Below are 14450 nucleotides of genomic sequence, written 5' to 3' on the forward strand. Positions count from 1 at the left end.
GCCGCACCTGATCGCGACCGAGGGAGTGTCAGCCGCCGAGCAGCTCCTCGACCCGGTTCGAGGTCGGCATGCGCAGCCCGTCGAGCGCGACGGCGATGACGTCGTCGGCGAGCTTGTCGGCGTCTTCGCGGCCGCCGGGGCGGTACCACTCGACGATCGAGTTGATCATGCCGAAGGCGAGTCGCGCGACCACGCTGGGGTCGATGTCGGAGCGGAGACTGCCCTCGGCCTGCGCCTCCTCGACGAGCGAGGTGACCGCCCGGTCGAAAGCTCGCCGCCGTGCGAGGGCGCGCCGCTCGACCTCGGTGTTGCCGCGCACGCGCAGGAGCAGCGTCACCGACGGCAACTTGTCGACGAGCACGTGCACGGCGCCGCCGAGCACCGCCTCGAGTCGATCGGCCGCGCGGCCCTGCGTGGCACCCGAATCGGCGAGCACGCCCTCGAGAGCGCTCAGTGCGTCGTCGAGCGCGCGTTCGAGGATCTCGTCCTTCGAGGCGAAGTGGTGGTAGATCGCCGACTTCGAGAGGCCGAGCCGATCGGCGAGCACGCCCATCGAGGTCGCGTCGTAGCCGTACTGGTTGAACGCGGCGATGGCGACCTCGAGGATCCCCCGCTGGTCGTACCCGGGGCGCCCCCGTCGAAGTGAACCGTTCTCAGACATCGCCCTCAGTCTCCCATCCCCTGCGTGCACCGCTTCGCCGTCGCTGACGGCGAGCGCCGCGGCATCCGCTCACTGGTTGCGCAGGTCGTAGACGCGCCGGTACTTGCCCTCGCTGCGCGGGAGCGCGCCCGGCTCTTCGAGCACCACGGCGACGGATGACCCGATGCCCTCCTTGATGCGCTTGGCGAGCACGACGGTGGCGGCCTGGCAGACTTCGACCGAGAGGTCGGGGTGGCGTTCGATGCGTACGGTCATGTCGTCCATGGTGCCGGTGCGGCGCAACTCGAGCACGAAGTGGGGAGTGAGCTGCTCGATGCCGAGCACGATCTCCTCGATCTGCGTCGGGAAGAGGTTCACGCCGCGCAGGATGATCATGTCGTCGTTGCGCCCCGTGATCTTCTCGATGCGGCGCATGCCGGGTCGGGCGGTGCCGGGCAGGAGCCGCGTGAGGTCGCGCGTGCGGTAGCGGATGACCGGGAACGCCTCTTTCGTGAGCGAGGTGAAGACGAGTTCGCCCTTCTCGCCGTCGGCCAGTTGCGCGCCCGTCTCGCCGTCGATGATCTCGGGCAGGAAGTGGTCCTCCCAGATGTGCGGGCCGTCTTTCGTCTCGAGGCACTCGTTGCCCACGCCCGGGCCCATGACCTCGCTGAGGCCGTAGATGTCGAGCGCGTCGAGGCCGAGGCGCTGTTCGAGTTCGTGGCGCATCTCGTTCGTCCACGGCTCGGCGCCGAGCACGGCGACCTTCAGCGAGGTCGAGCGGGGGTCGATGCCCTGCTCGACCATGCAGTCGGCGATCGTCAGCAGGTAGCTGGGCGTGCAGAGGATCACGTCGGGCTCGAAGTCGCAGATGAGCTGCACCTGGCGCGCGGTCTGCCCGCCCGACATCGGAATCACGGTCGCCCCGAGCTTCTCGATGCCGCCGTGTGCGCCGAGGCCGCCGGTGAAGAGGCCGTAGCCGTAGGCGTTGTGCACCTTCATGCCGGGGCGAACGCCGCTCGCCCGCAGCGAACGGGCAACGAGGGTCGCCCAGCGGTCGAGGTCGCCCGCCGTGTAGCCGACGACGGTCGGCCGGCCCGTGGTGCCGCTCGAGGCGTGGATGCGCGCGACCTGCTCCATCGGCACGGCGAACATGCCGAACGGGTAGGTACGGCGCAGATCCTCCTTGGTCGTGAAGGGCAGCTTCTCGACATCGGCGAGCGAGCGGATGTCGCGGGGGTGCACGCCCGCCTCGTCGAACTTCTCGGTGTAGAGGGGCACGTGGTCGTAGGCGTGCTGCACCGTCTGCTGGAGGCGCTCGAGCTGCAGCGCCTCGACCTCGGCGCGGGACATCCGCTCTTCGGGGTCGAGGTCGGCGGCTGCGACGGGGGCGAGGCCCGAGATGGAGTGTGAGGTCGTCATCGACACGGGGTGCTCCTGGTCGGGTTCAGATGGTGCGGTTGGTGGAGATCGAGCGGCCGCGGAACTCGGCGACGGCGTCGCCCTGCTCGTCGACGACCGTGACGTCGTAGAGGCCGGTGCGGCCGCTGCGGGCACGGCGGCGGGCGGTCGCCGTGAGGGTCTGCCCCGCGACGGTGGACTTCAGGAAGGTGATGTCGGCTCCGGCGGCGACGGTGACGGTGTGGTCTTCGTTGCAGGCGATGGCGAACGCCGTGTCGGCGAGCGTGAAGACGAGGCCGCCGTGGGTGATGTGGAAGCCGTTGGTCATGTCGTCGCGCACGCGCATCGAGACCACGGCGTGACCGGGCTCGTCGCGTTCGACGACCATGCCGAGGGCGGCGGATGCCTGGTCGCGGTCCATCATGGCGCGGTTCGCTGCACTGTCGGTGGTCGCGGCATCCGTCATCTGAAGCTCCTCATCGAGTTCGTGCGTGTAGCGCCGTTGCTGCGGCGCTCAAGATGACTATATACTAACTGAACGATCGGTTAGTAATGCCGAATCCCGGTGGCACGACCGGGACCAAGGACACAACAGGAGTCGACGATGACCTCTCCAGCAGACCTCAGCGTGGTCGACCCGGAGCTCTCCGCCGAGGAGGCACGGTTCGCCGACCTCATCGCCGCCGATTCGCGCATCGAGCCGCGCGACTGGATGCCCGAGGCGTACCGCAAGACGCTCATCCGGCAGATCAGCCAGCACGCCCACTCCGAGATCATCGGCATGCAGCCCGAGTCGAACTGGATCACCCGCGCGCCGAGCCTGAAGCGCAAGGCGATCCTGATGGCCAAGGTGCAAGACGAGGCGGGCCACGGGCTCTACCTCTACTCCGCGGCGCAGACGCTCGGCATCACGCGCGAAGAGATGACGACGCAGCTCATCGAGGGTCGAGCCCGCTATTCGTCGATCTTCAACTACCCGACCCCGACGTGGGCGGACATGGGGGCGATCGGATGGCTCGTCGACGGCGCTGCGATCTGCAACCAGGTGCCGCTCTGCCGGGCGTCGTACGGCCCCTACGGCCGGGCGATGGTGCGCATCTGCAAAGAGGAGTCGTTCCACCAGCGGCAGGGCTTCGAGATCCTGCTCGAACTCATGCAGGGCAGTGAGGCGCAGCGCGAGATGGCGCAGGACGCCGTGAACCGCTGGTACTGGCCGAGCCTCATGATGTTCGGCCCGCCCGACGACGAGTCGCCGAACTCGGCGCAGTCGATGGCGTGGAACATCAAGCGCTTCTCGAACGACGAGCTGCGCCAGCGCTTCGTCGGCATGCTCGTGCCGCAGGCCGAGGTGCTCGGCGTCACCCTGCCCGACCCGAACCTGCGATTCAACGACGAGACCGGGCAGTACGACATGAGCGAGATCGACTGGGACGAGTTCAACGAGGTGCTCGCCGGTCGCGGCCCTGCGAACGCCGAGCGCCTGCGCCGCCGTCGCGAGGCGCACGAAGACGGCGCGTGGGTGCGCGAGGCCGCGCACGAATACGCCCGCAAGCAGGCCGAACGGAGGGCGGCGTGATGTCGGCCCCCGGAGAGATCGGCACCGAGGCCTGGCCCCTCTGGGAGGTCTTCGTGCGCGCCAACCGCGGGCTCTCGCACGTGCACGTCGGTTCGCTGCACGCGCCCGACGCCGACATGGCCGTGCGCAACGCCCGCGACCTCTACACGCGACGGGGCGAGGGCATCTCGATCTGGGTCGTGCCCGCCGATGCGATCACGACGAGCGACCCCGATGCGAAGGGCGCCTTCTTCGAGAGCCCGGCCGGCAAGAACTACCGACACGCGGTCTACTACACGAAGAGCGAGGGGGTGAAGCACCTGTGAGCGGCCCCGACCTCGAGCACGACGCCTCCGACGATGTGCACGGCGACGTCTCCGTCGATCGGCTCGCGCTCGCCGAAGAGCTCTCGGGCACGTCGGCCGACGGCAGCATCGCGGTCGCCTCGGCGGATGCCGCGGAGTACGCCTTGCGCCTCGGCGACGACGCCCTCGTGCTCGCCCAGCAGCTCGGCATGTGGATCGCCCGCGCCCCCGAACTCGAAGAGGACGTCGCCCTCGGCAACATCGCCCTCGACCTCGTCGGGCACGCCCGGTCGCTGCTGCACTACGCCGGCACGGCGAGCGGGCGGAGCGAAGACGACCTCGCGTACTTCCGCGATGAACCCGAGTGGCGGTGCGCCTGGCTCTTCGAGCAGCCGAACGGCGACTTCGCCCACACGATCGCGCGTCAGCTCGCGGCATCCGTGTACCTGTTCGAGCTGTACTCGCGGCTCATGCACGGCACCGACGAGGTGATCGCTGCGATCGCGGCGAAATCGGTGAAGGAGGTCGACTACCACCGCGATCACGCGACCCAGTGGGTGCTGCGGCTGGCGGGCGGCACCGAGGAGTCCCGTCGCCGCATGATCACGGCGATCGCCGACACCTGGCCCTACGTCGATGAGCTGTTCGCCGACGATGCCCTCGTCGAGCGCCTCGCCGAGACCGGCGTCGCTGTGCTGCCATCGACGCTGCGACCGGGGTTCGAGGAGGTCATCGACGAGGTCTTCGCCGAGGCCGGGCTCGAGCGGCCGACCGGCCGCACCGCGTTCATCGCCTCGGGCGGCGGCCGCGAGGGGCGTCACACCGAGCATCTCGGGCCGCTCCTCGCCGAGATGCAGGTGCTCGCCCGCGCGCACCCCGGAGCATCGTGGTGACCGCCGCGGTTCGGGTGGCCGACGCGGTTCGGGTGGCCGGCGCGGACGAGCGCTTCGAGGCATCCGTCGCCCGGCCGGTGCCGACCGACCCGGCGGCCCGTCGCGCCTGGCAGGCGGCGGCGACCGTGACCGACCCCGAGATTCCGGTGCTCACGATCGAAGACCTCGGCGTGCTGCGCTCGGTCGAGATCGACGACGACGGTCGCGTTCGCGTGCAATTGACCCCCACGTACAGCGGATGCCCGGCGCTCGACGCCATGCGCGACGACGTGCTGCTCGCGCTCACGCACGCCGGGTACGACGAGGTGCAGGTCGACCTCGTGCTCGCCCCAGCGTGGACCACCGACTGGATGAGCGAGGCCGGCAAGGAGAAGCTCCGCCGCTACGGCATCCAGGCGCCGAGCGGCAACGCCGCCGCTCGCCCGTCGGGCCCGGTGCGGGTGGCGCTCGCCGTGAAGTGCCCGCGCTGCGACTCGCTGAACACCCGCGAACTCGCCCGCTTCGGCTCGACCTCGTGCAAGGCGCTCTACGAGTGCCGCGACTGCCTCGAACCGTTCGACTACTTCAAGGTGCTCTGATGGCCGCCCGCAACCTGGGGGCCACGGCGACCCCGACACCCGACGCTGCGGTCGCCGCGGCGTTCCTGCAGAGCACCGTCGGCGGCGAACACGTCGCGAAGCGCCACCGCGCGCGCTTCCACTCGCTCGAGGTCGCCGAGGTGCGCCCGCTCACGGCAGATGCCGTCGAGGTCACCTTCGCGGTGCCCGACGCCCTCGCCGCCGACTACACCTACATGTCGGGCCAGTACGTGGCGCTGCGCAAGGAACTCGACGGCCACGAGCTGCGCCGCAGCTACTCGATCTGTCGCCCGCCCACGCCTTCGACGGGCTCGGGCACCACGCTCTCGGTCGCGATCAAGCGCGATCTCGGCGGTCTCTTCTCGACGTGGGCGAACACCGAGCTCGTCGCGGGCGACCGCCTCGACGTGATGAGCCCGCAGGGCACGTTCACCTCGAGCCTCGACGCGCTCGACGGCAAGCACGTCGTCGGCATCGCCGCGGGCTCTGGCATCACGCCGCTCATGGCGCTCGCCCACACGGTGCTGGCACGCTCCGCGACATCCGAGTTCGAGCTCGTCTACACGAACCGCTCGACGCTCGACGTGATGTTCCTCGAGGAACTCGCCGAGCTGAAGGACCGCTACCCGTCGCGCCTCGCGCTGCACCACGTGCTCTCGCGCGAGCAGCGCACCGCGCCGCTCCTGTCGGGGCGCATCGACGGCGAGAAGCTCGAGCGCATGCTCGACGTGCTGATCCGGCCTGAGACGGTCGACGAGTGGTTCCTCTGCGGGCCGTTCGAGCTCGTGCAGCTCGCGCGCGACACCCTCGAGGCGCGCGATGTTCCCGCGAAGCACGTGCGGTACGAGCTCTTCACGACCGACGCCGACCGGGTCGAACCGCGGCACGGCCGCCCCGTCGTGGTGGAGCGCGGTGAGCCGACCGTCGCGATCGAGTTCACCCTCGACGGGCAGTCGACGACCGTCGAGAGCCCCGTGAGCGCGAACGAGTCGATCCTGAATGCGGCGCTGCGCATCCGGCCCGACGTGCCCTTCGCGTGCGCCGGCGGCGTGTGCGGCACGTGCCGTGCGCGCGTCATCGAGGGCAGCGTCGCCATGACCGAGAACTACGCACTCGAACCCGACGAGCTCGAACGCGGCTACGTGCTGACGTGCCAGTCGCACCCCAAGTCCGAGCGCGTCGTCGTCGACTACGACGGGTGACCCATGCCCCTCGCCCCACTCCCTCACCCCACTCCCTCACCCCACTCCCTCACCGTTTTCAGGAACGACCCTCCCGAATCGTGCGGTTCTCAGGAGAAACGGGCGGGAATCGGCGGCGACGGGCGAGAATCTCCTGAGAAAAGTAGTGGGGCGAGTGGAAGGGTTGAAGGATGATCGATCTCGACGTGGACGGCGGCATCGCCGAGGTGGTGCTGAACGCACCCGACCGGCTCAACGCGCTCGATGAGGCGGCGATCGGCGAGTTGGCCGCGGCCTACAGCGAGGCCGAGCGGATGGCGCAGGCCGGCGACATCCGTGCGCTCGTGCTGCGCGGCGAGGGGCGCGCATTCTGCGCGGGCCGGGACATCTCGGGCGTCGATCCGCGCGAGGACGACGTGCTCGGCTACCTCGGCGGACTCGTCGAGCCGCTGCTGCAGCGCATGGCCGGCATCCCCGTGCCGACCTTCGCCGTCGCGCACGGTGCGTGCCTCGGCGTCGGCCTCGGACTGCTCATCGCCACCGACATCGTCTACGTCGCCGACACCGCGAAGATCGGCTCGCCGTTCGCGAACCTCGGGGCGACCCTCGACTCGGGCGGCCACGCGCTCTTCGTCGAGCGCCTCGGTGCACATCGCACCATGGACCTCATCGTCACCGGCCGGCTCATGACGGGTGCCGAGGCGGTTGCGGCCGGCCTCTTCTCGCAGGCCATGCCGGCCGATGAGGTGACGGATGCCACCCGCGCCGCGGCCCGCGCCGCGGCATCCGGGGCCACTCGGGCCTTCGTCGCCTCGAAGCGGCTCGTCGCAGCGCTCCGCGACGACCGGCTCGGACTCTGGGCCTCGATGGCCGAGGAGAACCGTGCACAGGCCGCGCTCTGCGACACCGCCGACTACCGTGAGGGCTTCGCCGCATTCCAGGAGAAACGGAAGCCCGAGTTCACCGGGCGCGGCTGAGACCGCGCGTTGTGTTCGCGTGCCTTCCGTTCAGGACACGGACGCAGGCGCTTCTCGGAGTGTGCCAGTTCCCCCTCCCGCGTTGGTGAGTGGGCTTGGCGTTCCTGATTCGGGTGTGCCAGTTCTCCCTCCCCGGTTGGTGAGTGGGCTTGGCGTTCCTGATTCGGGTGTGCCAGTTCCGCCTCCCGCGTTGGTGAGTGGGCTTGGCGTTCCTGATTCGGGTGTGCCAGTTCCGCCTCCCCGGATGGTGAGTGGGCTTGGCGTTCCTGATTCGGGTGTGCCAGTTCCCCCTCATCGATGAGGGGGAACTGGCACACGCTGGAAGGGAACCGTCGGAGCAAGGAGACGGCCCGAGTTCGTCGACGGGTTGGTCGGCGAGAGTCTGCCTCGACGGGTTGGTCGGCGAGAGTCTGCTGCCTCGACGCCGGCCTCAGCGCCCGGTCTGGTCGTGCTCGGCGATGTCGTGGTCGAGGTCGTCCTCGATGAGCAGGTCGCGGCGCACGTGATCGCTGCGGTACGCGGCCCGGCCCAGCATGTGCGCCGTCATCGGCTGGGTCAGCAGCTGGAACGTCATGACGAGCACGACCGTCGTGAGCACGCCCCAGGTCGGCACCTGTACGACGATCGCGACGAGCACCGAGGCGAGCCCGAGCACCTGCGGCTTCGTCGCGGCGTGCAGGCGGGTGAGCACGTCGGGAAACCGGACGATGCCGATGCCCGCGGCCATCGAGAGGAACGCGCTCACCAGGATGAGCAGTCCGGTGGCGATCTCCGCGGCGCTCACGAGACATCCTGTCTGGCCATGAACCGGGCGATGGAGATCGAGCCGACCACGGCGAACATCGCGAGCACCAGCATCACCACGAGGGTGTCGGTGTGGCGGTTGATGGCCATCTCGGCGCCGAGCGAGCAGATCGCGATCGCGAGCAGCACGTCGGTCGCGAGCGCACGGTCGAGGATCGACGGCCCACGGATGATGTGGTAGACCGCCGCGATCGCGCCGATGCCGAACATGAGACCGGCGAGCACGGCGACGACTCCGAGGAATGTCATGATGGGTCTCCCTTCGAGGAGCGGGTGGATTCAGGGCCGGACCCCGCAGCCGACCGGCCGGCTGCACGTCGCGCCCGCCGGGCCTCGCGCACGGATGCCGCCTGCTCGCGGGTGCCGATCGCGAGCACGATGCCCTCCTCCATTCCGAGCACCTGGAGCCGGTTGCGCTCGATGTCTGCAGCGGTGCGAGTGCCGAGCACGTGCAGGTAGAGCAGGCCGCGCTCGCGGTCGATGTCGACGACGACCGTGCCCGGCACGACCGAGGTCGCCTCTGCCGTGAGGGTCGTGACGAGATCGGAGCGGGTGAGCAGCTGGATGGCGATGATCGAGTTCATCGGATGCCAGCGCGGGTTCACGGCGAGGAAGCCGACCTGGAGGGAGGCGACCGTCACCCAGCCCATCATGCGGAGCCCGAAGACGAGTCCGTGCCACGGGTTGAAGCGCCCGCTGAGCAGGATGGGCGGGAGGTACAGCACCCGGGTGACCGCGATCGCGAGCAGCACGCCCGTGGTGATCGTGAGCACGTCGATGTGGTCCCACAGGAACAGCCACAGCGCGACGAGCGCGATGAGCAGCGGAAGCTGGCGCCACACCAGCCGCCAGCGCGAGGTCTCGTGTTCGGTGCGGGTCATCGAGTGCCTCCGGGGAACACGAGCGACACGTACACATCGGGGTTGGTGAGGCCGTCGGCGGCGCGGCTCGTGAGCTCGAACATGGGCCCGGCGAACACCGTGAGCATGATGGTCAGTACGACGAGCGTGGTCGTCGCGGCGACCATCAGCACCGGCGTGGTGCGCTTCGCGGTGACGGTGGCCCCCTCGGGAGCCTCGAGCACCGAGCCGAGCAACGCGGATTCGTAGCCGTCGAGTTCTTCGCGGCGGCGCCAGAACGCCATGTTCCAGAAGCGGGTGAGCGCGTACAGGGTGATGAGCGAGGTGATCGCGCCGGTGGCGATCAGGATCCAGATGAGCCAGGCCGAACCTGCGCCTGCTGCGTCGGCCCCCGTCGCGCCCGCGTCTTCGGCACCGGCGAGGAACAGCCCGACCTTGCCGAGGAACCCGGAGAACGGCGGGATGCCGCCGAGGTTCAGCGCCGGGATGAAGAACAGGATGGCGAGCAGGGGCGAGGCCTTCAGCAGGCCCGAGAGACGGTTGATCGACGTGGCACCGCCGAAGCGTTCGATGAGTCCGGTCGTGAGGAACAGCGTCGTCTGCACCGTGATGTGGTGCACGACGTAGTAGATCGTGGCGGCGAGCCCGAGCTGGGTGCCCACGCCGATGCCGAAGATCATGTACCCGATGTGGCTGACGAGCGTGAACGAGAGCAATCGCTTGATGTCGGCCTGGGTGAGCGCGCCGAGGATGCCGATGAGCATGGTCAGCCCACCGATGATCATGAGCAGCATCGAGAGGTCGTGGTCGGCGAAGATCACGGTCTCGGTGCGGATGATGGCGTAGACGCCCACCTTCGTGAGCAGGCCCGCGAACACCGCGGTGACCGGGGCCGGAGCGGTCGGATACGAATCCGGCAGCCAGAACGACAGCGGGAAGACGGCCGCCTTGATGCCGAATGCGATGAGCAGCAGCAGGTGCAGGATGAGCTGCACGCTCGCCGGCAGCTCGGCGATGCGCACCGACAGTTGGGCGATGTTCACCGTGCCCGCCGCTCCGTAGATCAGTGCGATCGCACTGAGGAAGAACAGCGACGAGACGAGGCTCACGATGATGTACGTGACGCCCGCCCGGATGCGCTCGCCCGTGCCGCCGAGGGTCAGCAGCACGTAGCTCGCCGACAGCAGGATCTCGAACCCGACGTAGAGGTTGAACAGGTCGCCGGCGATGAACGCGTTGAACACGCCCGCCGACAGGATCAGGTAGCTCGGATGGAAGATCGACACCGGCGTCTCGCGATGCCGGTCGGCGACACCCTGCCCGACCGCATACACGAGCACGACGAGCAGCACGATCGCCGAGACGATCAGCATGATCGCCGAGAGCCGGTCGACGACCAGCACGATGCCGAACGGCGCCTCCCAGCCACCGACGTTGACCGCCATCGGCTCGCCGCCGTCGACGGTGACGAGCAGCACGATCGCGATCGCGGCGACGGCAGCGAGCACGGTCGTGCTCACCGCCATCTGCGCGCGGCGGTGGCGACCGAGGATGAGCGCCGTCGCCGCACCGAGCAGGGGGAGCAGCACGACGAGGGGCACGAGTGCGGCGGTCACGGACGCACCTCGCTGTCGTCGTCGTCCGACGGGCTCATGGCGTTTTCGGGCTCCTCGTCGCTCGCGTCGATGATCTGCTGGATGGCGGCGTCATCGGCGGCCGACATGCGGATGAGATCGGCCGTCTCCTCGGCGTCTTCGAGGTCGTCGGCCTCGTCGTCGACGAGGTCGCCCTTCTCGCCGAGCTGTGCGAGCCACCATGAGCGGTAGATGAGTGCCAGCATGAACGCGGTGATGCCGAGGTTGATCACGATCGCCGTGAGGACGAACGCCTGCGGCAGTGGGTCGGAGATCGCCTCGGGGTCGACGCCGTCGTTCAGGATCGGCGCGAGTCCGGGAGTGCCGCTCATGAGGTAGATGAGGATGTTCACGGCGTTGCCGACGAGCAGGAACCCGATGAGCACGCGGGTGAGGCTGCGCTCGAGCATGATCGAGATGCCGGCTCCGAAGAGCACGGCCATGAGCAGCACGAGGGTCAGCGAGCCGGTCATCTGCGTGCCTCCTCGGGTCGCTCGTCGCCGGTGAGGGGGGTCACGAGTTCGGAGCCGACGTGCTCGGGTCGTTCGGCGACCTCGGGCCCCTCGCCCTGCTCGATCACTTCGACGGCGCGGTCGAGATCGCCGCCGTCGATGCTGTCGCCGTCGCCCGACTGCTCCTCCTGCCGGTCGACCTCGCCGCCGAGCGACCGCAGGATGTCGAGCACGAGCCCGACGACCACGAGGTACACGCCGATGTCGAAGAGCGTCGACGTGCCGATCGAGATGGTGCCGAGGACCGGCACCTCGTATTCGAACCAGGTCGACTCGAGTGGGAGCCCCCCGAAGAAGAGCGACCCGGCCGCCGTGCCGGCCGCGAGCAGCAGGCCGGTGCCGAGCAGCCGCCCGGCATCGACGGGAGCCGCCTCACCCAGTTCGTATCGCCCCCCGGCGAGGTAGCGCGCCACGAGGGCGAGCCCCGCGAGCAGGCCGCCGGCGAACCCGCCGCCCGGCGAGTTGTGCCCGACGAACAGCAGGAAGACCGAGACGACGATCGCCGGGTGGAAGAGCAGCCGCACGAGCACCTCGATGAGGATCGAGCGGTTGCGCGGTGAGATGGTGCGTCCTGCGAGGATCCACGTCTGCCTGGTCGTCGCGGCTTCGGCCGCGGCATCCGTCTCGCCTTCGGTGTCGGCCAGGCTGGTGCGGGGGGCGCGGATGCTCCAGGCCGGCTCGGGCACCGGACGGAGGCGCTGTCGCCGGTCGATCTCGAAATCGGTGTCGAAGTCGCCGAGGCGAGGCGCCCCGCCCGTGCGCCCCGAGACGAAGATCAGGCTCGCGACGCCGGTGGCGACCGCCACCAGCACCGAGATCTCGCCGAGGGTGTCCCAGGCGCGGATGTCGACGAGCAGTACGTTCACGATGTTCTTGCCGTGCGCCTCGAGCGCGAGGGCGGGGAGCCCGTCGGCGATGGTCGGCTGGATGCGGGCGCCGAGGGCGACGAGTCCGATGACGCCCATCACGAGCCCGGCGATGAAGCCGATGATGGCGCGGGCGAGCTTGTGCACCGGTGGATTCCGTTGGGCGATCTGCTTGGGCAGGCGACGCAGCACGAGCACGAAGACCACGAGCACGATCGTCTCGATGAGGGCCTGGGTGAGGGCGAGGTCGGGGGCGCCTGACATGCCGAAGAGGAGCACGAGGCCGTAGCCCGTGACGCTCACGAGCAGCACGGCCGTCATGCGCTGGCGCACCGTGGCCGCCGCGACGGCGGCAATGCCCATCACGATCGCGATGAACGGCTGCGCCGGGAAGTCCCAGAGCCGGATGCCGTCGGGCCACGACGTGTTCATCGCCGTCGCCGTGCCGAGCCCGCCGATGAAGACCGTGACGATGATCGCGAGATAGCCGGGCAGGCCCTGGTGCTGCGTCGCCAGCGTGACCGACGCGGCGACGCGGTCGATGAACGAGACCATGCTGAGGTAGCCGCGTGCGGAATCGACCACCGGGACCATGGACGCCTGCAGCCGCGCGACACGTACACGGGCCCACACGAGCAGCGCGCCGAGGGCGAACACCGCGGCCGAGATCGCGAGGGCGGGTTCGAGGCCGTGCCAGATGGCGAGGTGGTAATCGTGGCTGCCCGGCAGTTCGTCGGCGTAGCTCGTGAGCAGCGGCTCGATGAACGGGATCGCGAACGCCGAGACGATGCTCGCCGCGGCGAGCAGGCCGGGCGCCACCGCGATGGCGGGGCTCGGGGCGTGCAGCGCGCAGTCCGCGACATCCGGCTTGGAGACGAAGGCACCCCAGACGAAACGCACCGAATAGGCCACCGTCAGCACGGAGCCCGCGAAAGCGCCGATGAGGGCGACCCACGCCCACGGGTCGCCCGCGGAGGCCGCCTCGAGGAACGCCGTGAACACCCCCTCTTTCGCGACGAATCCCAGCAGCGGCGGCACGCCGGCCATCGATGCGGCCGCGATGAACGCGATCGTCGCGATGACGGGCATGCGCCGGCCGACGCCCGAGAGCTTGCGCCAGTCGCGCGTGCCCGCGGCGTGGTCGACGATGCCGACGACGAGGAAGAGGGTCGCCTTGAAGAGGGCGTGCGCGAGCAGCAGGGCGACGCCGGCGAGCGCCGCGTCGCGGGTACCGAGACCCGTGACCATGATGAGGAACCCGAGCTGGCTGACGGTGCCGTAGGCCAGCAGGAGCTTCAGGTCGTACTGGCGCAGCGCGCGCCAGCCGCCGACGAGCATCGTGAACGCGCCGATGCCGATGACGATCGGATGCCACACGTCGAGGTCTGCGTAGCCGGGAGCGAGGCGGGCGACGAGGTAGACGCCGGCCTTCACCATGGCCGCCGCGTGCAGGTAGGCGCTCACGGGGGTCGGCGCGGCCATCGCGGCCGGAAGCCAGAAGTGGAACGGCACGAGCGCGCTCTTGGAGATCGCGCCGATGAGCACGAGCGCGATCGCCCACTCGCCCGCCGCGCCGGTGACGGGGTGGGCGATGAGCTCGGAGAGCGAGGTCGTGCCGCCGTCGACGGCCAGGATGACGAGGCCGACGAGCATCGCGAGCCCGCCGAAGGTCGTGACGGTCAGCGCCTGCAGCGCGGCACCGCGGCTCTCTTTGCGGCCGGTGTAGTGGCCGATGAGGAGGTAGGAGAGCACGCTCGTGGCCTCCCAGAACGTGAACAGGATGAACACGTCGTCGGCCGTGACGAGGCCGAACATGACGCCCGCGAAGGCGAGCAGGAGGGCTGCGAACCGCCCGAGGGCGGGTTCGTCGTCGGCGAAGTAGTGCATGCAGTAGAGCAGCACGAGGGCGCCGACGCCCGTGACGATGAGCGCGAGGAGCAGGGCGAGCGCGTCGAGCCGGAAGCTCAGCGCGATGTCGAGGGTCGGGATCCACGGCACGATCTCGACGACGGGGGAGCCCGCGAGCACGCCGGGCAGCCAGGTGAGCAGCAGCACGAAGACGGCGGCCGGCAGCAGCGCGATGACGGCGAAGACGCGCCGGCCGAGCCAGCGCGTGAGCAGCGGCGTGACGAGGGCGAGCGCACCGAACAGGGCGAGGCTGAAGATCATTCACCCTCCTCGCGCTCGCACCGTCGTGTCAGTCTATCGGCAGTCGAGCGACTCTTTAGCCGGTTTTATGAAGCCTCG

The 14450-nt window shown here is 69.5% G+C and carries 15 protein-coding genes; 6 read left to right on the forward strand and 9 right to left on the reverse strand.

The genetic code is table 11. The features are described from left to right. Nucleotides 1-28 precede the first annotated feature (28 nt). The 3 genes from FHG54_RS03765 to paaI all read right to left on the reverse strand — a co-directional run bounded on the left by FHG54_RS03765 (nucleotide 29) and on the right by paaI (nucleotide 2504). Nucleotides 29-661 carry a TetR/AcrR family transcriptional regulator gene (locus tag FHG54_RS03765; RefSeq protein WP_139416080.1) on the reverse strand — a complete coding sequence of 211 codons (633 nt, stop codon included), beginning with the start codon at nucleotides 659-661 and terminating at the stop codon, nucleotides 29-31. Between the two features lie 69 nt (nucleotides 662-730). Then, complete coding sequence (paaK, locus tag FHG54_RS03770) at nucleotides 731-2059, reverse strand: phenylacetate--CoA ligase PaaK (protein WP_139416081.1); 1329 nt, start codon at nucleotides 2057-2059, stop codon at nucleotides 731-733. Nucleotides 2060-2084: 25 nt separating this feature from the next. Further along, the gene (paaI, locus tag FHG54_RS03775) at nucleotides 2085-2504 is read right to left on the reverse strand and encodes a hydroxyphenylacetyl-CoA thioesterase PaaI (RefSeq protein ID WP_139416082.1); all 420 of its coding nucleotides are present in this window, start codon (nucleotides 2502-2504) and stop codon (nucleotides 2085-2087) included. 138 nt (nucleotides 2505-2642) lie between these two features. Here paaI and paaA point away from each other — a divergent pair, with 138 nt between their 5' ends. The 6 genes from paaA (at nucleotide 2643) to FHG54_RS03805 (ending at nucleotide 7527) form a co-directional block, all read left to right on the forward strand. Next, nucleotides 2643-3614 carry a 1,2-phenylacetyl-CoA epoxidase subunit PaaA gene (gene paaA, locus FHG54_RS03780; protein WP_139416083.1) on the forward strand — a complete coding sequence of 324 codons (972 nt, stop codon included), beginning with the start codon at nucleotides 2643-2645 and terminating at the stop codon, nucleotides 3612-3614. Continuing rightward, nucleotides 3614-3919 carry a 1,2-phenylacetyl-CoA epoxidase subunit PaaB gene (gene paaB, locus FHG54_RS03785; protein WP_139416084.1) on the forward strand — a complete coding sequence of 102 codons (306 nt, stop codon included), beginning with the start codon at nucleotides 3614-3616 and terminating at the stop codon, nucleotides 3917-3919. Before paaA ends, paaB begins: the two co-directional genes overlap by 1 nt. Next, the gene (gene paaC / locus FHG54_RS03790; protein ID WP_139416085.1) at nucleotides 3916-4791 is read left to right on the forward strand and encodes a 1,2-phenylacetyl-CoA epoxidase subunit PaaC; all 876 of its coding nucleotides are present in this window, start codon (nucleotides 3916-3918) and stop codon (nucleotides 4789-4791) included. Before paaB ends, paaC begins: the two co-directional genes overlap by 4 nt. 77 nt (nucleotides 4792-4868) lie before the next feature. Next, nucleotides 4869-5369: a 1,2-phenylacetyl-CoA epoxidase subunit PaaD gene (paaD, locus tag FHG54_RS03795; protein ID WP_139418291.1), complete on the forward strand. Its 501-nt coding sequence runs from the start codon at nucleotides 4869-4871 to the stop codon at nucleotides 5367-5369. Further along, complete coding sequence (gene paaE, locus FHG54_RS03800; protein ID WP_139416086.1) at nucleotides 5369-6571, forward strand: 1,2-phenylacetyl-CoA epoxidase subunit PaaE; 1203 nt, start codon at nucleotides 5369-5371, stop codon at nucleotides 6569-6571. The genes paaD and paaE overlap by 1 nt, the downstream gene beginning before the upstream one ends. Before the next feature lie 170 nt (nucleotides 6572-6741). Beyond that, the gene (locus FHG54_RS03805; RefSeq protein ID WP_139416087.1) at nucleotides 6742-7527 is read left to right on the forward strand and encodes an enoyl-CoA hydratase/isomerase family protein; all 786 of its coding nucleotides are present in this window, start codon (nucleotides 6742-6744) and stop codon (nucleotides 7525-7527) included. A gap of 430 nt (nucleotides 7528-7957) precedes the next feature. Here the strand turns inward: FHG54_RS03805 and mnhG are convergent, their stop codons facing one another. From mnhG to FHG54_RS03835, 6 genes are read right to left on the reverse strand one after another with little or no spacing between them, the layout of a single operon-like run. Further along, the gene (gene mnhG, locus FHG54_RS03810) at nucleotides 7958-8311 is read right to left on the reverse strand and encodes a monovalent cation/H(+) antiporter subunit G (RefSeq protein WP_139416088.1); all 354 of its coding nucleotides are present in this window, start codon (nucleotides 8309-8311) and stop codon (nucleotides 7958-7960) included. After that, the gene (locus tag FHG54_RS03815) at nucleotides 8308-8580 is read right to left on the reverse strand and encodes an MrpF/PhaF family protein (protein WP_139416089.1); all 273 of its coding nucleotides are present in this window, start codon (nucleotides 8578-8580) and stop codon (nucleotides 8308-8310) included. Before FHG54_RS03815 ends, mnhG begins: the two co-directional genes overlap by 4 nt. Continuing rightward, nucleotides 8577-9212, reverse strand: a complete 636-nt coding sequence (locus tag FHG54_RS03820; protein ID WP_139416090.1) for a Na+/H+ antiporter subunit E — start codon at nucleotides 9210-9212, stop codon at nucleotides 8577-8579. Before FHG54_RS03820 ends, FHG54_RS03815 begins: the two co-directional genes overlap by 4 nt. Next, on the reverse strand, nucleotides 9209-10807 hold the full coding sequence (locus FHG54_RS03825) for a Na+/H+ antiporter subunit D (protein ID WP_139416091.1): 1599 nt from the start codon (nucleotides 10805-10807) through the stop codon (nucleotides 9209-9211). Before FHG54_RS03825 ends, FHG54_RS03820 begins: the two co-directional genes overlap by 4 nt. After that, a complete protein-coding gene (locus tag FHG54_RS03830; RefSeq protein WP_139416092.1) occupies nucleotides 10804-11298 on the reverse strand; it encodes a sodium:proton antiporter in 495 nt (164 codons plus the stop codon). Before FHG54_RS03830 ends, FHG54_RS03825 begins: the two co-directional genes overlap by 4 nt. Continuing rightward, complete coding sequence (locus tag FHG54_RS03835) at nucleotides 11295-14372, reverse strand: Na+/H+ antiporter subunit A (protein WP_139416093.1); 3078 nt, start codon at nucleotides 14370-14372, stop codon at nucleotides 11295-11297. The genes FHG54_RS03830 and FHG54_RS03835 overlap by 4 nt, the downstream gene beginning before the upstream one ends. Nucleotides 14373-14450 lie beyond the last annotated feature (78 nt).

Origin of the sequence: Agromyces laixinhei (assembly GCF_006337065.1) — a bacterium.
Lineage (GTDB): Bacteria > Actinomycetota > Actinomycetes > Actinomycetales > Microbacteriaceae > Agromyces > Agromyces laixinhei.